The organism is Kibdelosporangium aridum, assembly GCF_900176515.1.
GTDB lineage: Bacteria > Actinomycetota > Actinomycetes > Mycobacteriales > Pseudonocardiaceae > Kibdelosporangium > Kibdelosporangium aridum.
Genome location: NZ_FWXV01000013.1, coordinates 155,327 through 176,036, shown reverse-complemented (window position 1 = coordinate 176,036; position 20,710 = coordinate 155,327). Strand labels below are relative to the sequence as shown.

Genomic DNA, 20,710 nt, shown 5'->3' with positions numbered 1-20,710 from the left:
ATTGCAATCGTTCGCATTCACGATGCCTCTCGATTCTGCCGTCGTCAAGGGCTTGACTCCGGGCAGTGATGTGCGAACGATTGCTGTCGTGCGCACAGTGAGTTTGGGAACCTTCAGCCCGTCGGTGCTGGTCGAGGTCGCCGCCCGGACTGGCGCGCTGGAGCACGCCGGACTCGCCGTGCAGGAGATCCCCGCCACATCGTCGCCGGCCCAGTTTGCCGCACTGTTGGACGGCGAGCTGGACGCCGTGCTGACCAATCCCGACAACGTGGTGGCGTACCGCTGTCTGCCGGACAACCCGCTGAGCCGAACCGCAGACGTGCGCATACTCGCTGCGGTGGACGGCGGGCTGGGACTGTCGCTCTTCGGCCAGCCCGGATGCACGACCCCGGAGCAACTGCGCGGCGGCGTGCTGAGCGTCGACGCGCCGACAACTGGGTTCGCGTTCATCGCCTACGAGCTGCTCGACCAGCTTGGGCTGCACAAGGACGACGGCTACTCCATCCAAGCGATGGGGTCGACGCCGCGGCGCGCCGAGGCGTTGCTGGCGGGGCAATGCCGCATGACGGTCCTCAACGCGGGCAACGACCTGCGGGCCGAAGGCGAGGGCGCCACCCGGCTGAGCAGTGTGACGAGCATCGGACCGTACGTCGGGACTGTGCTCGCAGCACGTGGCGACACGATCCAGCGCGAAGGCGAAGTGCTTGCGCTGCTGATCGAGACGCTGCTGCACACGTCCGCCGAGCTGGTCGCAGGCAAGCACATGGAGCTGGCCCTGGACGCCACGCAGCACCGCCTCGGCTTGGACCGCACGACCGCTCAGCGCTACCTCAAGACCTTGGTGGACCCGGTGGACGGCCTGGTTGCCGACGGGCGGATGTCGCCGGATGCGCTGCAGACCGTGGTCGGGCTGCGCAACCGCTACTTCCCCGGCGCGTCAACGCTCACCGTGGAGGCCGTACTGGACTCCGGGATCGTCGACGACGGATTGCTGCCCACGTCATGACTTCTTCGCGACCGCCCGGCGCTGATGCTCGGTCACGTCCATGAACGCGGCCTTGAACTGAGCGAACGCGTCCCGGCCGAGCCTGCGGGCGTGCCGGTCCTGCAGTGCGTTCATGATCTTGTCGGCGGCCTTCATCTGCTCGAGGCCACGGTCGGTCGGGCAGACGAGCTTCGCGCGCCGGTCGGCCGGATCGGGGTGCCGCTGGACGTAACCGAGTCGCTCCAGTTCGTCCACGAGCGTGCCGATCACCTGCTTGTGCTGACCGGAGAGCCGGGCGAGGTCGGTCGCGCGGACGCCTTCGGGATCCATGTACGCCATCACCGCGCCGTGCCGCGGCTGCAGATCGTCGAACCCCTTGGCGGCGAGCGCACTGAACAGTTCGTTCTGTACCGCGAACAGCAACCGCCCGGCCAGCACCCCGAGATCGGGGTTCGTCTTGTTCCGCTGTGCCCGGGTCGTCATGTGCTCCGCCTTCGCGCTGTGCCGATCTGGATACCGGCCAGTAACCGGTCAGTGTAGTTCTCGGGCCCGCAGCATGTGCTCGACCCCGTCGAGCAATAACCGCAGGCCGTACTCGAATACTTTGTCCAAGTCATAATCGAAGTCGCCGGCCTTGCTGAGCTGCACCATCGTCGGATACCTGCCGGTCTCCAGCAGCCGCTCAAGGGCGGCCTCCTCGGTCGCCATCCATTCCTCATGTGTCACCCCAGTGTCCTGCCGTGCCTGCATTTCGTCCTGCAACGTCAACGCGAGTCCACGAACATGGCCGAAAATACTCAGGTGCGTGTACCACATGTCGGCCACGGGCAGACCCAACCGGCGCAGCACGGTCATTGTCCATTCGGTATACATGATCAGATTCGGTGACACGCGAGGGCGCGTCATCGACATCGCCGCGGCCGCCCATGGGTGACGGCGGCAGACTGTCCACAACAGACGCGCTGCGATCTCGACACACTCCCGCCAGTCCGGCGGCATCTGCTCAGGGAACGGCTGCTCGGCGAACACAGCGTCGGCCATGTCCACCACTAGGTCCTCCTTGCTGTGCACGTGCCGGTACAACGACATCGTCGCCACCCCGAGGTCGGTGGCGACCCGGCGCATCGACACCATGCCAAGGCCTTCCGCGTCGGCGATCGCGATGGCCGCTCGTACCACCCTTTCCCGGCCGAGGTCCGGCTCCTTCGGGGATTTGCGCGCCGCCTGCGGCGCCGACCGGACGACCGTGCCCGCGCCCGGTTTCGTGTCCACGACGCCGTCGTCCTTCAGGGCTGCGATCACCTTGGTCGCGGTGGCCATCGCGACACCCCATTGCTGTGTGATCTGCCGCGTGGACGGGACCCGCTCACCAGGCTTGAGCTCCCCGCGCGCGATGCGCGCCTTGATCTCCGCCGCGATCTTCTGATAGGGCGCTTCAGCCACCACATACCCCCAGCGCACTAGTGCTCTATCCGACTCAACCAGCTTAACACCGCATAGCGCACTAGTTCACTATACAGCGTACGCGTAGCGTCTGTACGGTGTATTCATGCGCACTGTACTGATCTCAGGGGCCGGTATCGCCGGGCTCTCCCTGGCTTACTGGCTGACCGAATACGGCTTCCGCCCGACAGTGGTGGAACGGTCCCCGTCCTTACGGACTGGCGGGCACGCGATCGACATCCGCGGCACCGCACGAGAAGCGGTCTCGCGAATGGGCTTGATGGACGCGATCCGCGCGCGCCACACCGGAACGCACGGCATCGCGATCCTCAACGAGGCGGGCGAGCCCGTGGCCAGGATGGGCGGTGACGACTTCGGCGACTCCGGCGGGATCGTGGCCGAAATCGAGATCCTGCGCGGTGACCTGGTGCAGATCCTGCACGACGCCTTGCCGTCCGGCGTCGAGTACATCTTCGGCGACACCGTCACCGCGCTTGCCGAACACGACAACGGCATCGACGTCACGTTCGACGAGGCAGGCACGCGGACCTTCGACATCGTCGTCGGCGCGGACGGTATCCGTTCCGGTGTGCGCGACCTGGTATTCGACGCGGAGATCCGCGACATGGGCTACTACATGTCCTACTTCGCCGCGAAGATGGACTACGACTTCAACGGATGGGAGCTGATGTACAGCGTGCCTCGGCGCGCAGTGCTCATCTATCCGGTGGGCGACAGCGGCGAAGTCCGGGCCGGCTTCGCGTTCGCCTGCCCGGAGGTGCCGGACGCCCGGAGCGATCCGAAAGCCGTGCTGGCCAAGGTGTTCGACGGCGTCGGCTGGGAGGTCCCCGGCCTCGTCGAGCAACTGCGGCAGACCGACGACCTGTACTTCGACCGTGCCGCTGAAGTAAGGATCGAGCAGTGGTCCAACGGCCGGGTGGTGTTGCTCGGCGACTCGGCGTTCGGCGGTTCGGTCGGGATGGGCACCAGCATGGCCCTGGTCGGTGCCTATGTTCTCGCGGGTGAACTGTCCGAAAACGGATATGAACAAGCCTTTGCCCAGTACCAGTGCGAGATGCGCGACTACGTGGCCACGCACCGCAAGCGCCCACCCGGCGGCACGAACGGTTTCCTGCCCCGCACCAGGCGAGGTATCTGGCTGCGCAACCAGTTCATGCGGTTGCTGCCGCATCTGCCGGGTCGCAAGAGGATGATGGGCGGCATCGAGAAGTCCGCCAACGCCATCACCCTGAAGCCATACACACGATCTGTCTCTCCCGCATGATCGGTCGGTTGTGCGACCCTGTGAGGTATGAGCGACGACCGGAACGTACTCGGCGGCGCCCTCGAGGAATGCGGCACTGATCCGGTGACCGGTTTCTACCGAGACGGCTGCTGCAACACCGGCCCGCAGGATGCGGGCAACCACACCGTATGCGCGGTGATGACCGGCGAATTCCTGCAGCACCAGCGGGAAATCGGCAACGACTTGGCCGCCGCCCGGCCGCACCTGGGCTTCCCCGGCCTCAAGCCGGGAGACCGGTGGTGCGTGTGTGCTTCGCGGTGGCTGCAGTCCTATGAGGCCGGCGTCGCGGCGCCGGTGGTGCTCGCCGCGACGCACGCCCGTGCACTGGACGTTGTTCCGCTGGAGGCCTTGCAGGAGAACGCGGTCGACGTTCCCGCCGACCCCAGTTCGCTGCTCTAGCGAATAGGCCGCCACGGGTGCGGGATCTGCTCCTCGGTGCCGAACGCGAGCGGGATCCGGTACGGCACCGGTGATTGGACGGCCGGAATCGGTTCACCAGACGAGACATAACGGTCGGCGATCACCTGACCGGACGCATCGACCACACCAAAGCAGTATCCGAGTTCGCGCGCTTTGTCGATTATCATCCCGACGGCTTGCACCGTCGCCGCACCGGACGGGGTGTCGATCGGGCCGTCGTGCATCCCGATGATCACTCCAGGCCTCAGCTGACGGACGATGTCGTCGCTGATGGCCTGCGCGCTCATCTCCGGCAGCCAGTCGGAAGTGTTGACGCGGTTGAGGAAGTACGTGTACTCCAGCTCGATCAACAGCTTCTGCACGGCCGGGTTCGATCCGCCGAACGGTGGCCGGATGCCTTTGAAATCGAGCGGTGCGCCCGCGTCGGCCAGCACCTTTTCGTTGCGCAGCACCTCTTCGCGGTTCTGCTCGGGCGTGAGCTGGTCCATGTGGACATGCGAGTACGTGTGGTTGAGTTCGACATGTCCTTCACGTGCTTGGAATCTGGCCCACTGCGGGTTGGCTTCGACGCGCACACCGTTGTCGAAGAACACGCCGAGCACCTGCTTGTCCCTCAGCACACGCAACAGTTCCGGCCGGTAGATCGAGGTTCCGTCGTCGAAGGTGAACGCGATCCGCCGGTCACACGAGTTGTCGGCCTGCGGCTTCGTGCCGACGTCCGAACGTGCCGCCGTGGCGAGGACGGCCAGGCGTTGCCAGGGCTTGAGCCGGAACTCGGTGGCCGCCTTGTCCACTGTGCTCAGGAAGTCCGCTTTGCCGTGGAACGGTTCGGCGTTCCACACTACGTCCTGCATCGTGCATCCGTCGCCGCGCTGCGGATTTCGGACTCCGGAATCGCGCCGACCGTATGAAATCGTTTGCTCCGGTGCCCATCCGTTCGGGCAGGCGTCCCGCGCCGGGATCACGTCCGTGCGCGAAGCACCGTTGACCGTCACGGTGTTGACGAGCCGGTCCGGCACGTCCGCCGCGACGTTCACGACCACGCGGATCGGCGGATAGGACGAACGTGCTGGCAGAGCGTCACTTCGCTGGCATGTGGTTCCGGTGCAGGTCCACCCTTCACCGGCGACCGCGGTCGCGGTCAGTCCGGCGGGAAGCGCGTCGCTGACCGTAACCGCGCCTGTGGCTGGGGATCTGCCGGGGTTGGTGACCGTGATGGTGGCGTACGCGGCCACCATGCCAGGCATGAAGTGCGACGGTGCATGGTTCACGGAGACCGTCAGTGGTTGTGCGGCATTCGCTGGGACTGCGACCGCCAGAACGAGAATGGCGGTGCCGATCAAGGACCTGATCATGTCACCCCCACTAGTTCGGAAGGTTTCCTAATCAGTCTCCCGTCGGCGTCAAGGGCCGCCTGGTCTGAAGCACCAGTTCCCGCCCGACCAGCACGAGCGCGGCGAGCATCGCCAACGCCAGCCACTTGAGGTCCACTCCCGCCCGGCCGAACAGGAAAGGCGTGTACGAGAAGAACGACGCGAACTGGACGAGCAACGGGACCGGCCAAAGCCTGCGCGGGAAGTAGAACGCGACGATCACCGAAAGCGCGTCGGCGAGGTAGAAGTAGCGTTCGTGCATCGCGGGCAGGAAGAACGGCACCAGGATCGCGAACACTGTCGCGAGCAGGACAACCCGGGGAATGGTCAACGCCATCCGGCTCGCCACGACACCGAGGATCACGATCAGCACCAGCGTGCCGGTGAACAGCACACCCGCGTTCCTGATCATGTCCGCGGAGTTGGTGACGGTGAGGAACTGGTAGACGTTCGGCGCGTTCAACGTCAGCCGCGTGTACTCCCCTGCTTGATCGACGTACACCGACAGCAACTGCGCCGGGTTCGCGCCGACAAGCAACGCGGGTCCGTCGAGCAGCAACACCACGCCAGGCACGACAAGCAGGCCAGGCCAAGGCACCTTGCGCAGCAACACAAGGATCAGCAGCAGCGGGAACAGGAACACTATCTGCAGCTTGAAAGCCAACGCGAGCCCGAAGAAAACGCACGCCAGCCAGGGCCGCGAGCGCACCGCGTAATACACGGCGCCCACCCCGAACGCGGCATAGATCGAATCGCACTGGCCCCACATGGCGCCGTTGGTGACGACGGTGGGTAGCAAACTGACCGTGACCGCCGCCAGGAAAGGCACCCAGCCACGCGGATACTTCAGCGCCACGAGTTTGTACGTGTAGAACGCCAGCAGCAGGTCGAACAGGATCGAGATGACTTTCACGCCGATCAGAGTCGGCACCGGCAAATAGGTCAGGATCGCGAGCAGATACAGATACGGAACGTTGTAGTTGGCGAATTCGTATCGCAGAGCGGAAAACCCGCCGTTGGCCTTGATGAAGTCGTACCACTGCGCCACGAAGGCCCGGTAGTCCATCGATTGGAAGTCCACCAGCACCAGCCGGACGGCGAGGGTGAGCGGCACGATCGCGGCGGCGACGAAGAAAGCCTGGCCAGGGCGGGCTATTCGGGTCACGGGGTCGACAACACCAGATGATCCTGGACGCACACTGGGAGATCGCTGAGCGTTTGATCGAAATGCCCGGTTCTATTGACGGTCGTGGTCCAGACCACACACACTGGGCGTGACCCCACCGCCGCCACCGGAACGTTCAAAGGAGAACGATGCCTGCATCCGGTCGCCGCTTAGGGCTGCTTTCCGGCGTTCTGACCCTGCTTATCGCCTTCGCTGTACCCGCGGTTCCGGCAAGCGCGGCCCCTGCGGTCTTCACCCATCCCGGTGTGATGGTCAGCCGTGCCCAGCTGGACTTCGTCCGCGGCCGTGTCAATGCCAACGCCCAGCCATGGCGCAACGCCTACAACCAGATGGCTGGCAGTCAGTACGGATCCCTGTCCCGCACACCAAGGCCGCGTGCGGTTGTGGAGTGCGGCCCCTATTCCAACCCGAACCTGGGCTGCACCGACGAACGCCAGGACGCGATCGCCGCGTACACCCTGGCATTGATGTGGTACATCACCCAGAACTCCCAGTACGCCACCAAGTCCATCCAGATCATGGACGCGTGGTCGAACATCATCCGCGACCACACGAACTCCAACGCACCCCTGCAGACCGCATGGTCGGCGGCGTCGTGGACGAAGGCCGCGGAGATCATCAAGCACACGTACTCGAGCTGGCCGAACTCCGGGCGGTTCGGCACGATGCTGCGCAACGTGTACCTGCCGGAGATCGTGAACGGACGGGCGAACACGAACGGCAACTGGGAACTGACCATGATGGAGGCGTCGCTCGGAATCGCGGTGTTCCTTGAGGACCGTGCCGTCTACGACAAGGCAGTCGGGATCTTCCGCACCCGGGTGCCCGCCTTCATCTACCTGCCCAGCGACGGCGCGTTGCCCAAGACCCCGCCGGGCAGCGGAATCGACACAAGGGCGGAGATCATTTCCTACTGGCACAACCAATCGACGTTCGTCGAAGGCCTGAGCCAGGAGACCTGCCGCGACTTCACCCACACCGGCTACGGCATCGCGTCGATCGCCGCGTTCGCCGAGACAACCCGGATCCAGGGCCAGGACCTGTACCCGGAGATCGGTGACCGGCTGCGCACCGCACTGGGCTTCCACACCCGGTACGAGCGCGAAGGCCCGCCGTCGTGGCTGTGCGGCGGTGCGATCAAGCGCGGCCTCGGCCCGGTGACCGAGGTCGGCATGAACCACTTCGTGACACGCCAGGGCATCACCATGCCCAACACCCAAGCGTGGACCGAAGCCGGCCGTCCGCACGGCTCGAACAACCTGTTCGTCGCCTGGTACACCCTGACCCACGCCAACAACCCCAGCTAGCTCCCTGGATCCCCCAGCCCGCTGGTAGGTTCGTTCGCAGACCAGCGAACTGGGGGATCACCATGTACGCGATGCAGTACTCGATCACGCTGCCCACCGACTACGACATGGGCATCATCCGCAACAGAGTGGCGACCCGCGGCCACATGATGGACAACTTCGAAGGGCTGGCGTTCAAGGCATACCTGATCCGCTCGGTGGCCGACGGATCGCCGGTGAACTCGTACGCGCCGTTCTACGTCTGGAACGACGTGGGCGGAATGGGCCGTTTCCTGTGGGGCGGTGGGGGCTTTCAAGGCATAGTCCGGGATTTCGGCAGGCCGGTCGTGCGCCACTGGACTGGCGTGACGCTCGAGTTCGGCCCGGCTGACGTCGCACGGTCTGCTTCGCGTACGACAACGCCGATTCCTGAAGGGGTCGACCTGACGGAGTTCGTCGCGGAGACGGTGCGAGAGGTGAAGGACCTCGCTTCAGCGGACTCGGTGTATGCCACGGCAATCGCGATCGACCCGGACCACTGGGAACTAGTGCATTTCACTTTGCACGCGGACACGGCGCCGGATCGCTACGAGGTCCTGCACCTGTCCCGCCCCTGACAATCACAGGTTCTGCCCTCGGGTGCCGTGTCCGCTGGTGCTGGGCGTTTGGTCCGGCGGAGGCGATCGGCTGTGGACAACCAAGGCCACAGCGGATCTTGAGGCCCAAAACTGTCGGTCCCCTTCGATAGGCTGGATTCCGGGGGCCGGAGGCTGTCCGCAGCCGCGCACAGGGACTCAGAGCGAGCCTGGCGAGGGTCCCGAAAGCGTCCCCACTCCGACTCAGTAAATCCGCCGAACCACATCGCGCGTTGCTTAGGCGCGCGCCGCCGCTATGCGTTGGCTCGGCGGAGCCGTTCGGCGGCCTGGTCCTGCAGCGCGTCACAGGACAAAGGTGCAGTCCCGTGCAGTACTTCCCATCGGGCGTTGTGCGATACCGTCCACAGGCTCGCAGCCCACGCGACCTCCTGCTCGACGGCAGTGAACGACCGGCCTCGAATGTCCTGATAGGACTCCATGAACGCCTCGGAGCTCGAAATCGGCGCCAGTGCGGGCGGTCCGGCGTTGGCGAAAGCCCCACTCGCCGCGCCAACCAGCGCGGCCTCCGGTTGCCACGCCAAGCTGTCCCAGTCGTGCACCACCCATACCTCCGAACCGTGCCATCGGAGGTTCTGTGCCTCATAATCCCCGTGCCCCAGCACGCAAGGCAAACGAGCGGCCAGCAGCCGCGCGCGGATCCGCGAGGCTATGTCAACGACATACGCGGGTACGGCGCTCTGGTCCCGTTCGTCGAGGAAGTCGATCGCGGGCCACAGTCCAGGATCCGTGTGATCCCAGCGCAGCCAGCGCGGATTCGGCAGTGGTGGCGCGACGGTCACGTCGGACAGTCCGGCCGTCAGCGCGGCGAACACTTCCGCGTAACGCACGGCCACATCCGGCGAGTCGCCGTGCAACACCTCGCCGCCGGGCCGGTATTCCTCGGCGTGCACGGCCAGCGAATCGACACGGACCACCGGTGTGAGCGGCCGGGCGCACGGCAACCCGCGCTCTGCCAACCGTGCCTGCGCAGCGACACACGACACAGCCCGGCCTTCGTCGGCACGCGCCTTGACCACGACGTCCGTGCCATCGGCCAATCGGAGTCCGAACACCGTGGATATCTGTTGTGCCTGGAACAACACGTCGACGGGTTCGCTGCCCAGGTGGTCAACGCACCAAGCAGGCAACCATTCCGGCAAGTCGTTCATGCCCATGATGAAACTGTGCCATGTGTGGCCGGTCAGGTGTCCAGTCCTTCGTAAGGATCGCTCGCCGCGAGCCGCGCAAGGGTCTGCAGCGCCGTACGCAAGGTCTCCAGCGGCGGAGACGACAGCGACAACCGCACAGCATTCCGTGAATGCCCGGGTGCCACTGCGAATGCCGCGGCTGGAGCGAGAGCGATGCCGAGCCGGGCGGCTGCGGCGACGAATGCTTCCGCGCGCCAAGGCTCAGGAAGCTCCCACCAGCAATGGTAGGCGCGCGGATCCCCTGTCACCGTCAGGTACTCCCGTGCGACCTCCTGCCGTGCGAGAGCATCCTCGCGTTTGGCGGCACAGATCCGTTCGACGACGCCGTCCGTGAGCCACCGGACCGCGGCCTCCATCGCGAAGTGTTGCGCTGCAAGCCCGGTACTCCGCACCGCTGCGACAACACGGTCGGTCAACTCCGCCGGAGGCGCGATGAACCCGACTGTGAGTCCAGGGGCTAGCCGTTTTGACAAACTGTCGACCACCACAGTCCGCTCTAGCGGCGGCAGATCCTCGGCCAGGAACCCGTAAATGTTGTCCTCGATGGCGTAGATGCCTGCCTGCGTCAGCACCGCGCCCAACTCGGCTCGGCGTTCCACGGGCATCGTGACACCGAGCGGATTGTGCAGAGTCGGCTGCATGTAGACCGCGTCCACGCCAGCCAAGTCCGACGGCCGCAACGCGAGTCCGTGCGAGTCCATCGGCAACGGCACCAAAGTGATCCCACGCCGAACCGCGATCCCTTTCACCACAGGGTACGTAAGCGGCTCCACACCCAGACGTCCGCCATTGGGCACCAGAACCTCCAGTGCCGCCGCGATCGCCTGTCTGCCGTTGCCCGTGAACACAACGCTGGAAGGCGACCATCCACCCCGCGACATCATCCGCACAGCCGCCGCGCGTAGCGAAGGACTCCCCGTCGCCGTCGTGGGCAGAAGCGCCGAAGCCATGACGTCCCCGCGTATCAGTCCGGTGAGACTCGCGGCCTGCATGGCCGCTTGCCCTGGCAGCACAGAGAAGTTCAACTCCATGTCCACTGTGGCCAGAGGTGGCTCGGTGAGCGCAGGCGCATCCGCTGGCGGAGACGCCCGCACAAACGTCCCCCGGCCTGTCTCGCCGACGACCAATCCGCGCCGCCGGAGCTCGGTGTACACGCGTGCGACGGTCGAGTTCGCGATGCGGTACCTGCGCGCCATCTGACGCTGCGGAGGCAACTGGTCCCCCGGCTTCAGCGTGCCCGCCGCGATGGCCGCCGCGAGCTTGTCGGCAATGCGTTTGTAGTCGTCCACGATTGCACCATATTGCACCGAGAGCAATGTTTCTATTGCTCCGAGCATGGGATCGAGGTTAGCGTCAAATACGTGCTCACCGCCTACGACGACATCGGCTCCGGCAATCCGATCGTGCTCATCCACGGCCACCCGTTCGACCGCACGATGTGGCGGCCGCAGGTCGAGCGATTCAGCCAGACCCACCGCTTGATCGTCCCCGACCTTCGTGGTTACGGGGAAAGCACCGTGATCCCGGGCAAGACCACGCTCGACGTGTTCGCCAGGGACGTCGCCGACCTGCTCGACCGGCTCGGCGTCGACCGGTTCGTCCTAGGTGGACTGTCCATGGGCGGCCAGATCGTCATGGACTTCTACCGGCAGTTCCCCCAGCGCGTCACCGGCTTGCTCCTCGCGGACACCTTTCCCGGCGCGGAAACGCCCGAAGGTGTCAAAGCCCGCAACGACATGGCCGACCGGCTCGAGCAAGAGGGCATGGGGCCGTACGCCGAGGAAGTCCAATGGAAGATGGTCGCCAGGGGCAACGACTCCGATCATGTGATGCACATGATGAAGAACGCGCCGCCCGAAGGTGCGGCGGCGGCGTTGAGAGGCCGCGCGCAACGTCCGGATTACACCGATTTGCTCAGGACCATCTCGGTGCCCACGCTCGTGGTCGTGGGGGAACTGGACGAGTACACGCCAGTCGATGTGGCGCAGCACATGCACACCCTGATCCCAGGATCTGAACTCGTGGTGATCCGAAATGCCGCGCACATGCCGAATCTGGAGCGGCCCACGGAGTTCAACGAGGCATTCGAACGACTTCTGAATACGGTATGGGTATGAGCAAAGACATGATCGTGTTCGTGACGGGGGCCAGCACCGGGTTCGGGGCGGCCATCACCCGCCGGTTCGCGACGGAAGGCGCACACGTCATCGCTTCGGCCCGGCGGGCCGACAAGCTCAAGGACCTCGCGGACGAACTCGGCGACCGCGTCCTGCCGCTTGAGCTGGACGTGACCGACCGCGCGGCGGTCTACGCGGCGGTGGAGAACCTGCCCTCCGCGTTCCGGGACGTGGACGTCCTGGTCAACAACGCGGGCCTGGCGCTGGGCATCGAACCGGCGTACCGCGCGGACCAGGACGAGTGGGACCGCATGATCGACACCAACTGCAAGGGCCTCGCCACGTGCACGCGCGCGGTGCTGCCCGGCATGGTCGAGCGCGGCCGTGGCCACGTGATCAACATCGGATCGATCGCGGGCACGTACCCCTACGCCGGCGGGAACGTCTACGGCGGCACCAAGGCGTTCGTCCACCAGTTCAGCCTCGGCCTGCGCAGCGACCTGCACGGCACCGGCGTGCGCGTGACGTGCATCGAGCCGGGCATGGTCGGCGGTACGGAGTTCTCCACGGTCCGGTTCTCCGGCGACCAGGCCAAGGCCGACGCGGTGTACGACGGAGTCGAGCCGTTGACCGCGGACGACATCGCCGAGTCGGTGCACTGGGCGGCGAACCAGCCCGCGCACGTGAACATCAACGTGATCGAGTTGATGCCGGTGGCACAGAGCCCTGCGGGCCTGCAGTACTACCGCACATAGGCGTCCAAGGTCACCGCCAGGACGGCGGATGCGTCGGGCCGCAGCGCCAGCCCGCGCAACGCCGCCCACAACGAGGCCGCCTTGAGCTCAGGACCTGGCACGAACCGCCGGAACTGCTCGAATACGGCGGTCCCGAGCGGCACCATGTCCGGCCGGAACATCAACTCGAACAACGCCGGACCGCCCCGCGCGAAGTCCACAAAGGACTCGCACGCGGCGGTCAGCTGCCCCGGCGGAACGGCACGCAACCGCCGGTCGAGTTCGACGTACCCAGCCGACGCGACGGCCGTGAGCAATGCCGTGCGGTTCGGGAAATGCCTGAGCGGCGCGCCGTGTGAGATGCCCGCATCGCGCGCGACTCGCCGCAAGGTCACCGCGTCGACGCCTTCGTGAGCGAGCACCTCGAGCGCGCAACCGATCAGGCGCTTGCGGGTGCTGTCGGTCACAGCGGCGCTCACGCGTTGCCGGGCACAGGCTGCAGCTCGGTGACCGGGAGCAGGTGCGGGCGCTTGGGCAAGACACCATCGCCGGGCTGGCGGCCGATCAACCGGTTGCGGACCCGGCCCCGGACCACGGGCCACACCTGCTCGAAGACCCAGCGAACGTTGGACACCATGCTCGGAGGCGCAGGCACCCCGGGCAACGGCTCCAGCCAAGCCGAGTCGTACGCGAGATCCAGGCGCCCCAGCAAATGCGCGGCCAGCCGGCGGTGACCGATCTCCGCGAGGTGCAACCGATCCGGCCCGAAGTAGCGGGAATCCCGGGCAGCCTGATCACCCCAGAGGTCCACAAGGATGGCGCCGTAACTGACGGCGGCTTCCCGCATGGCGTCGTTGAGGGCCTCGATACGCGGGCCCATCCGCCAGCCGAAAGGCATCCGCTTGGCGATGTCGCTCAACGTGAACACGACCACCGTCGGCGCCAGCTCCGTCAGCGCCCGCACCGCGTGATCCACCCGACGAGCCACAACGCGGTCGGAGTAGCCGCTCGACATGATGTCGTTACCACCACCGAAGAGCGCGACCAAGTCGGGCTCCAGCGAAGCCGCCGCGGGGATCTGCTCCACAATGATCTGGTCGAGCCGACGGCCGCGGACGCCGAGGTTGGCGTACCGGAAGTCCGGATTGCCGGCAGCGAGTCGTTGCGCGACGAGGTCGGCCCAGCCGCGGTACACGGCTCCGCCCGGGTACGGGTCGTCAAGGCCCTCGGTGCAGCTGTCGCCGAGAGCGACAAAGCGTTGGTATCTCATTCACGTCCTAGTAACCTCGGATTCAGGTAGACAGTGTCTACCATTCATCTCGTATTGAGGCCAGAACCTGTCCGTTATTGGCCATAGTGTTCGTGTCATGACCGCGAAGCTCACCCGCAAGGCCCTCAACCGCGCGACGCTGGCCCGTCAGCTGCTCCTCGAGCGCTCGGACATGCCCATCGCAGACGCGATCGAGCACTTGGTCGGGTTGCAGGCCCAGACGACGCACAGCTGGTACCACGGCTTATGGACCCGGCTGACGGACTTCGACCCGCACGCGTTGTCCGACATGCTCAAGAACCGTGAAGTGCTCCGGATGGCCTTGATGCGGTCGACGATCCACCTGGTCACCGCGCGCGACAGCCTCACGGTGCGGCCGTTGATCCAAGGCGTCATCGAACGCATGACAATGGGCACATACGGCAAGAACCTCGTCGGCCTGGACCAGAACGACCTGATCGAGGAAGGGCGCAAGCTGCTGGACGAGAAGCCGATGACCTTCACCGAGCTGGGCAAGCGGATGGCCGAGCGCTGGCCGGACCGAGACGAGCACTCGCTCGCATACGCCGTGCGCGCGTGGGTTCCGCTCGTTCAGATCCCGCCGCGCGGGCTGTGGGGCGGCAGCGGCCAAGCGGTCCACTCAACGGTCGAAACCTGGCTCGGCCAGGAAGTCGACGCCCAGCCGGACCTCGACAAGCTGGTGCTGCGCTACCTGGCCGCGTTCGGCCCGGCGTCGGTCAAGGACGCGCAGACGTGGTCCGGTTTGACCCGGCTGGCCGAGGTTTTCAACCGCCTGCGCCCACAGCTGACAACGTTCGCGGACGAGAACGGCCAGGAACTGTTCGATCTGCCCGGCGCGCCACGGCCCGACGAGAACACTCCGGCGCCGGTGCGGTACCTCTACGACTTCGACAACCTCCTGCTGTCGCACCACGATCGCAGTCGCGTATTGGTCGACTACTCACAACAGCGCCCGCGCAACGGCATGCTGCCGAGGCTCTTTCTGGTGGACGGCTTCACCACCGGCTGGTGGACGGTGGAGAAGGCCAAGGACAAGGCCGTTCTCGTCGTGCACCCGTACCGCAATCTGTTGAAGAAGGAGATCAACGCGCTGTCCAAGGAAGGCATGCCGCTGCTGGAGTTCTATGCGCCGGGAGCCGAGCACGACATCCGCTTCGAGGGCTCGTGACTGTGGCGGGCCACATTTGCAAGGCCCGCGACTGTCACGTCGTCACACAAATCGCCCAACACGACTACGGAACGTTGAATAGGGGCATAACGGTCCTTAAGGTGACGTCGGTTCCCACCCCGGAAAGGGGCCCCGATGGCCACTCCCACCACCCGGCGCGGATTCCTGACGTTCCTTGTCGCCGCACCCACGCTGACGGTCGCCACGAACCTGTCCGCGGACGCGTTGCCGAGCCTGCCCGCTCCCGCGGACATCACGGATCTCGGTGACCTGCTGATCCTCGCCGGTGCGCCGACGGCGAACATGCTCGTGCTCGAAGTCAAGCCGGACGGCACGGTCGAGTTCCAGCTGCCGAGGTCCGAAGTCGGCCAGGGCATCACCACGGCGGTGGCGATGCTGGTCGCCGAGGAGATGGACATCCCGGTCGGCAAGGTCCGCGTGACGCTCGCGGACGCCCGTGCCGAGCTGCTGTTCAACCAGCTCACCGGCGGTTCGAACACGATCCGCTCGGTCTACGACCCGGTCCGGCGCACGGCCGCGACCGCTCGGGCCCGGCTGGTCGAAGCGGCCGGGCAGAAATGGAATCTCGCGCCGGCGAAGCTGTCCACCAAGTCGGGCAAAGTCGTCGCGCCCGACGGGCGGTCCCTCTCGTTCGGCACGCTCACCAAGGCGGCGGCGAGCCTGACCGCTGTCGGCTCGGCCGAGCCGAAATCCGAGGCGGAGCACCGGGTTGTCGGCACCGCGCAGTCCAGAGTAGACGCCCGCGCGATGGTCACGGGCAAGATGAAGTACACATTGGACCTTGAGGTTCCCGGCGCGATGCCGACGGTCGTGCGCCGCCCGCCGACGATCAACGGATCGGTCAAGTCGGTCGACGACTCGGTGGCCAAGTCCATGCCCGGTGTGCTGGCAATCGCTGTCGTGCCAACGGGGGTCGCCGTGATGGCCGAGACGTTCGGCCAGGCCATCGCGGCCAAGGACGCCCTCAAGGTGACTTGGAACCGCGGCACTGTCGACGACTTGTCCGACAAGGAGATCAAGGCGAAACTCCGTGCGGCTGCTCTGCCGTTCGTTGTGCCGCCACTGCTGACCCAGCACGTCGACGGGGAGTTCGACTTCGCGTTCGTCAGCCACGCACCGCTGGAGACCAACTCGGCGATCGCCGACGTACGGCCGGATCGCGCGGAGATCTGGGCAGGCTTGAAGTCGCCGATCGTGGCCAAGCAGACCATCGCGGCCACTCTCGGCCTGCCGCAGGACAAAGTCACCGTGCACGTCACGCAAGGTGGCGGGTCGTTCGGCAGGCGGCTGTTCTTCGACGCCGCACTGGAAGCCGCGCAGATCTCCAAAGCCATGCGCCGACCGGTCAAGCTGATGTGGACCAGGGTCGACGACATGCGCCACGGCCGGGCCCGCGCGGCGAGCCACCACAAGATCCGCGCGACGTTCGCACTCGGCGAGGTGCTGACGTTCGAGCACCGCGTGGCCTCGGTGGAAACCGACTTCCGGCACGGTCTCGGCGAGATCCTCACCGCGACCGCGGCACATCTGCCGGTCGGCGGCAACCTCAGCTTCGCCCAGACGGTTTTTCTCACCACCGTGAAGGTCCCATACCACTTCGGCGTGGTCACCCAGCTGCTCAACGAAGTCCCGCTGCGGATGCACACCGGCAGCTGGCGTTCGGTCTACTCGGCCAACACCAGGGGCGCCGAGGAGATCATGGTCGACGAACTGGCCGCGAAACTCGGCAAGGACCCGGTGGCGTTCCGCAGGCAGACCCTGAAGACCGACCGGCAACGCGCGGTGCTGGACAAGGTCGCGGCAATGGGCAACTGGGGCCGGACCATGCCGAAGGGGTTCGCCCAGGGCGTGGCGTTCCACGACGAGTACAAGTCGTGTACGGCGTGTCTGGTCGAAATGGACGCCCGGGATCCCAAGAACCCCAGGGTGACCAAGGCCTTCATCGCCGTCGACGTCGGCAGGCCGATCAATCCCCTCGGCGTGCAGGCACAAATGCTCGGCGGACTGACCGACGCCATCTCCACCACCCTGCGGGCCGGACTGCACATCGAGAAAGGCCTGCCGCTGGAAGGCAGTTACTCCCAGTTCCACTACGCCAGGCAACGCAATTCGCCGCCCCAGGTGGAGATCCACGTGATGCCCGCCAACGGCGAGCCGGGCGGCTGCGGTGAACTCGGCGTGCCCGCGGCGGTCGGCGCGATCGCCAACGCCTACGCCCGTGCGACCGGGATCAAGCCGCGCAGCTTCCCGATCAACTTCCCCGTCGACTTCGACCCGTTCCCGCGCTAGGAGATTCACCGTGCCGAAGTACACCTTCTCCGTCAACGGGAACCCGGTCACCGTCGACGTGCCCGCGGACATGCCACTGCTGTGGGTGCTGCGGGACAAGCTCGGGGTGAAGGGCCCGAAGTTCGGCTGCGGCATCGGTGTCTGCCGCGCCTGCACGAGCCACCTCGCGGGCAACGAGATCCAGCCGTGTGTCACGCCGGTGGCACAGTGCGCGGGCAAGGAAGTGACCACGATCGAAGGCCTCGCGGACGGCGACACCCTGCACCCGGTGCAGGAAGCGTGGCTGGAACAGGACGTCCCGCAGTGCGGCTACTGCCAGCCCGGTCAGATCATGGCCGCGGTGGCGTTGCTCAAGCGCACGGCCAACCCGACGGACGCGGACATCGACAAGATCGAGAACGTCTGCCGGTGCGGCACGTACTTCCGGATCCGCCAGGCCATCAAGAACGCCGCCCAAAAGATGTAACGCACTGAGCCGAACGGCAGTGTTATCGTCCATGAATCCTGCTTAGAGGCTCAGCGTGGAGCGTCGATGCACTTCGTGGACACCCAACCGGCGCTTGCCCGGCTCGCTGCCGAGGTCGAGCGGCACAAACCGGAGCTGATCAAGAACACCGTCGCGCAGATCCTCGAGGAAATGCCGGTGTACGGCCGGGCCGAGTTCGTCTCGCACGACGAGCTCAACCGGTCGGTCACGGTGAACATCTCCGTGGTGCTGCGGACGTTGCGTGGCGTCGAGCCGCCGGACATGTCGCAGGCCACCGCGACCGGCCGGGCCCGGGCGGAACAGGGCGCTCCCCTGCCGGAGTTGTTGCGCGCGTACCGGATCGGGCTCACCCAGGTCTGGCTGGAGTTCACCGAGCTGACCAGGGACACGGCCGAACTGGTCGCGGTCACCACCGCGATCTGGGCGTTGATGGACGACTACGCCGAAGCGCTGACCACGTCCTATCGGGACACCACGGCCTCGCTGATGCTGGCGCACCAGAACCGCCGCTCGGCACTGGTCGAGGCCTTGTTCGCGGGCAGTTCGGAGGGCTCGCTCTGGGACATCGCGCGTGTCCTCGACCTGTCGCTGGACGGCACGTTCGTGGTGGTCGCCGCGGAAACCCCGGTGCTCGGCCAGGAAGCGTTGCCACGGATCGAGTCGCGGCTGCGTGAACGGTGCCTCGCGTCGGCCTGGCGGCTGACCCCGGATCTGCAAGTCGGCGTCGTGTCGCTGAGGTACTCCGGCGCGTCGGCCGCGATCGTGGAACTGGTGCGCCAGGACATATCCGGGCGAGTCGGCGTCAGCCCGGTCTACAGCGGACTCGGCAACACCGCGCGGGCGTTGCACCTGGCCAGGGTCGCGCTCTCGAGCCTGCCGCCGGGCACGGCAAGCATGGTGCAGTTCAACGATTCGCCGCTGGCCGGGCTGGTGGCCAGTGCACCGGAAGCCTCCGTGCAGCTCGCGCATCAGGTGCTCAGGCCGCTGCTGGATCTGCCTGGCGAGGAGCGCAATGTCCTGTTGCTGACGTTGCGGGCGTGGTTCGAATGCCAAGGCTCGACGAAGCTGACCGCGCAGCAGATGTTCTGCCACCCCAACACCATCCGGCACCGCCTCAAGCGCATCACCGACGAACTGGGCCGGACCTTGACCGATCCGGCGGACATCATGGAGATCGGCACGGCACTGCGGGCATTGTCGATCTTTCCGGACACCGCGCATCTGCCTCCACCAGCACGACCGGCATAATCGACCAAGTGGAGGACAGCGCGTACCGGCGGGACTGCGAAGCGTTGCGGACGAGGTGGAACGACCGGATCGCGTGCGCGGACGGGCCGTTGCCGGGCTCGGTCCTCGACCCGTTGGTGACGCCGCAAGGCTGGTGCGGGCACGTGCAACTGGCCGAGGGGCAGCGCGCGGGCACCGTGATCGACGCGGTGTCGGACATCGCCAAGGCGTACGACCTGCCGGACGGCTCGATCGTGGTGCGCACCATGGCGGAGAACCGGCAGGTGTTCATCTGGGGCTACACCACGAAGTCGGGCGCGGACTACCACCTGAGCTGGCCGCACCCGGTGCTGGACGGCAGCGAGTTCGTGGACATCAAACGCCAGAGCAACGGCACCACCCTGCTCGACCTCGTCCAGCTGACCACCTGGGCCCGGGCCCACAAGGAGAGCTGGGACGCCATCCGCGCCGGGCGTGAGATGGACGTGCAGCAGTTCGTCCGCCGCCTGAACCGCCTGCGTGCGGGGATCGTGGACATCCTGACCCGCGCCAAGCCCCAGCAGATCCGCGAACTGCTCATGCGAGTGGGCCTCGACCGGGCGTCACTGCCCAACGACCTGGCCGAGGAGCTCAACTACCCGCACGACCGCGATCCGACGGTCCCCATCCCCCGGTAACAGATATTGTCGGTACGTGACGGTCGCCATGGAAACTGCCCAGCCGCGGCACCTCATCGTGACCGTGTACGGGTTGTACGCGCGCGGCGCGGGTGGCTGGATGTCGGTGGCCAGGTTGATCAGCCTGATGGCCGACCTTGGTGTTGACCAGGCGGCGGTCCGTTCGTCGATTTCACGACTGAAGCGCAGGGGCATGCTGCAGGCACTGCGGCAGGGCGGCGCGGCCGGTTATGAACTGTCCGAGGAGGGCTTGGCGATCCTCAAGGAGGGGGATCGTCGGATCTTCCGGCAGGAACGAGCCACTCTGGCCGACGGCTGGCTGCTCGCGGTGTTCTCGGTTCCTGAGTCCGAACGCTACAAACGGCATCTGCTGCGCTCGCAGCTCACCCGCCTTGGTTTCGGCACGACCGCGCCGGGCGTGTGGATCGCACCCGCGCACCTGTCCGAAGCGACCGAGGACATGTTGCGGCGCCTGGATCTGAGCGGTTACGCCGATTTGTTCCACAGCAAGCACTTGGCGTTCGGTGACCTGGCCGAGAAGGTCAGGCGCTGGTGGGATCTCGACCAGCTGGAACACCTGTACAACGAGTTCGTCCAGGCACACCGAGCCGAACATGCCAGCGACGACCGGGAGGCGTTCGTCAAATACGTGCGGCTGCTGACCGATTGGCGCCGGCTGCCCTATCTCGACCCCGGGCTGCCCGCCGAACTGCTGCCGGACGACTGGGTCGGGATCAAGGCCGCCGATCTGTTCTTCACCCTTCAGGCCCAACTGGCCGTACCTGCGGAAAGGCACGCCGTAACGTCTTCGTGACCTCACGGGACGTATCTGGCACGCAGGTCAGGCGCACCTGTGG

General features: G+C 66.1%; 21 protein-coding genes. 13 read left to right on the top strand and 8 right to left on the bottom strand.

What is annotated here, in order from left to right; all coding sequences use genetic code 11:
- The first annotated feature begins 88 nt into the window (after positions 1-88).
- Positions 89-1,006 carry an ABC transporter substrate-binding protein gene (locus B9C43_RS47880; protein WP_160097246.1) on the top strand — a complete coding sequence of 306 codons (918 nt, stop codon included), beginning with the start codon at positions 89-91 and terminating at the stop codon, positions 1,004-1,006.
- On the opposite strand, the gene B9C43_RS47875 is transcribed toward B9C43_RS47880, so the two are convergent.
- Together B9C43_RS47875 and B9C43_RS47870 are read right to left on the bottom strand one after the other, a co-directional pair.
- Entirely contained in the window at positions 1,001-1,468 is a 468-nt protein-coding gene (locus B9C43_RS47875; RefSeq protein WP_033382541.1) for a MarR family winged helix-turn-helix transcriptional regulator, read from the bottom strand. The two genes, B9C43_RS47880 and B9C43_RS47875, sit on opposite strands and share 6 nt — an antisense overlap.
- A 48-nt stretch (positions 1,469-1,516) precedes the next feature.
- Entirely contained in the window at positions 1,517-2,428 is a 912-nt protein-coding gene (locus tag B9C43_RS47870) for a TetR/AcrR family transcriptional regulator C-terminal domain-containing protein (RefSeq protein ID WP_200826035.1), read from the bottom strand.
- 106 nt (positions 2,429-2,534) lie between these two features.
- Between B9C43_RS47870 and B9C43_RS47865 the strand changes: the two genes are divergently transcribed.
- A complete protein-coding gene (locus B9C43_RS47865) occupies positions 2,535-3,713 on the top strand; it encodes an FAD-dependent monooxygenase (protein WP_084433966.1) in 1,179 nt (392 codons plus the stop codon).
- A gap of 27 nt (positions 3,714-3,740) precedes the next feature.
- A complete protein-coding gene (locus B9C43_RS47860) occupies positions 3,741-4,133 on the top strand; it encodes a DUF2237 family protein (protein ID WP_084433965.1) in 393 nt (130 codons plus the stop codon).
- On the opposite strand, the gene B9C43_RS47855 is transcribed toward B9C43_RS47860, so the two are convergent.
- Positions 4,130-5,509, bottom strand: a complete 1,380-nt coding sequence (locus B9C43_RS47855) for a polysaccharide deacetylase family protein (protein ID WP_084433964.1) — start codon at positions 5,507-5,509, stop codon at positions 4,130-4,132. The genes B9C43_RS47860 and B9C43_RS47855 overlap by 4 nt on opposite strands.
- A 31-nt stretch (positions 5,510-5,540) precedes the next feature.
- Positions 5,541-6,692, bottom strand: coding sequence for a hypothetical protein (locus tag B9C43_RS47850; RefSeq protein ID WP_084433963.1), 1,152 nt, complete (start codon positions 6,690-6,692; stop codon positions 5,541-5,543).
- Between the two features lie 149 nt (positions 6,693-6,841).
- Between B9C43_RS47850 and B9C43_RS47845 the strand changes: the two genes are divergently transcribed.
- Both B9C43_RS47845 and B9C43_RS47840 read left to right on the top strand, forming a co-directional pair.
- The gene (locus B9C43_RS47845) at positions 6,842-8,020 is read left to right on the top strand and encodes an alginate lyase family protein (RefSeq protein ID WP_084433962.1); all 1,179 of its coding nucleotides are present in this window, start codon (positions 6,842-6,844) and stop codon (positions 8,018-8,020) included.
- Positions 8,021-8,091: 71 nt separating this feature from the next.
- A complete protein-coding gene (locus B9C43_RS47840; protein ID WP_235039268.1) occupies positions 8,092-8,616 on the top strand; it encodes a DUF4865 family protein in 525 nt (174 codons plus the stop codon).
- A 272-nt stretch (positions 8,617-8,888) separates the two neighbouring features.
- On the opposite strand, the gene B9C43_RS47835 is transcribed toward B9C43_RS47840, so the two are convergent.
- Together B9C43_RS47835 and B9C43_RS47830 are read right to left on the bottom strand one after the other, a co-directional pair.
- Positions 8,889-9,809: a phosphotransferase gene (locus B9C43_RS47835; protein ID WP_084433961.1), complete on the bottom strand. Its 921-nt coding sequence runs from the start codon at positions 9,807-9,809 to the stop codon at positions 8,889-8,891.
- Between the two features lie 26 nt (positions 9,810-9,835).
- Positions 9,836-11,131 (bottom strand): aminotransferase-like domain-containing protein, encoded by a 1,296-nt coding sequence (locus B9C43_RS47830; protein ID WP_084433960.1) that lies wholly within the window; start codon positions 11,129-11,131, stop codon positions 9,836-9,838.
- A gap of 72 nt (positions 11,132-11,203) precedes the next feature.
- On the opposite strand from B9C43_RS47830, the gene B9C43_RS47825 reads away from it, so the two are divergent.
- Both B9C43_RS47825 and B9C43_RS47820 read left to right on the top strand, forming a co-directional pair.
- On the top strand, positions 11,204-11,959 hold the full coding sequence (locus B9C43_RS47825) for an alpha/beta fold hydrolase (RefSeq protein WP_200826034.1): 756 nt from the start codon (positions 11,204-11,206) through the stop codon (positions 11,957-11,959).
- Positions 11,956-12,714 (top strand): SDR family oxidoreductase, encoded by a 759-nt coding sequence (locus B9C43_RS47820; protein ID WP_143447110.1) that lies wholly within the window; start codon positions 11,956-11,958, stop codon positions 12,712-12,714. The genes B9C43_RS47825 and B9C43_RS47820 overlap by 4 nt, the downstream gene beginning before the upstream one ends.
- On the opposite strand, the gene B9C43_RS47815 is transcribed toward B9C43_RS47820, so the two are convergent.
- Together B9C43_RS47815 and B9C43_RS47810 are read right to left on the bottom strand one after the other, a co-directional pair.
- Positions 12,702-13,160, bottom strand: coding sequence for a TetR/AcrR family transcriptional regulator (locus B9C43_RS47815; protein WP_033382533.1), 459 nt, complete (start codon positions 13,158-13,160; stop codon positions 12,702-12,704). The genes B9C43_RS47820 and B9C43_RS47815 overlap by 13 nt on opposite strands.
- Positions 13,161-13,168: 8 nt before the next feature.
- Entirely contained in the window at positions 13,169-13,963 is a 795-nt protein-coding gene (locus B9C43_RS47810; RefSeq protein ID WP_084433959.1) for an SGNH/GDSL hydrolase family protein, read from the bottom strand.
- 97 nt (positions 13,964-14,060) lie between these two features.
- Between B9C43_RS47810 and B9C43_RS47805 the strand changes: the two genes are divergently transcribed.
- The 6 genes from B9C43_RS47805 (at position 14,061) to B9C43_RS47780 (ending at position 20,667) form a co-directional block, all read left to right on the top strand.
- On the top strand, positions 14,061-15,152 hold the full coding sequence (locus B9C43_RS47805) for a winged helix DNA-binding domain-containing protein (RefSeq protein WP_084433958.1): 1,092 nt from the start codon (positions 14,061-14,063) through the stop codon (positions 15,150-15,152).
- Positions 15,153-15,287: 135 nt separating this feature from the next.
- Positions 15,288-17,462 (top strand): xanthine dehydrogenase family protein molybdopterin-binding subunit, encoded by a 2,175-nt coding sequence (locus B9C43_RS47800; protein ID WP_084433957.1) that lies wholly within the window; start codon positions 15,288-15,290, stop codon positions 17,460-17,462.
- A 10-nt stretch (positions 17,463-17,472) separates the two neighbouring features.
- A complete protein-coding gene (locus tag B9C43_RS47795; protein ID WP_033382526.1) occupies positions 17,473-17,928 on the top strand; it encodes a (2Fe-2S)-binding protein in 456 nt (151 codons plus the stop codon).
- A 66-nt stretch (positions 17,929-17,994) separates the two neighbouring features.
- Positions 17,995-19,197 (top strand): PucR family transcriptional regulator, encoded by a 1,203-nt coding sequence (locus B9C43_RS47790; protein WP_084433956.1) that lies wholly within the window; start codon positions 17,995-17,997, stop codon positions 19,195-19,197.
- An 8-nt stretch (positions 19,198-19,205) separates the two neighbouring features.
- Positions 19,206-19,853 (top strand): hypothetical protein, encoded by a 648-nt coding sequence (locus tag B9C43_RS47785; RefSeq protein WP_084433955.1) that lies wholly within the window; start codon positions 19,206-19,208, stop codon positions 19,851-19,853.
- 28 nt (positions 19,854-19,881) lie between these two features.
- Positions 19,882-20,667: a PaaX family transcriptional regulator gene (locus B9C43_RS47780; RefSeq protein ID WP_084434063.1), complete on the top strand. Its 786-nt coding sequence runs from the start codon at positions 19,882-19,884 to the stop codon at positions 20,665-20,667.
- Positions 20,668-20,710 lie beyond the last annotated feature (43 nt).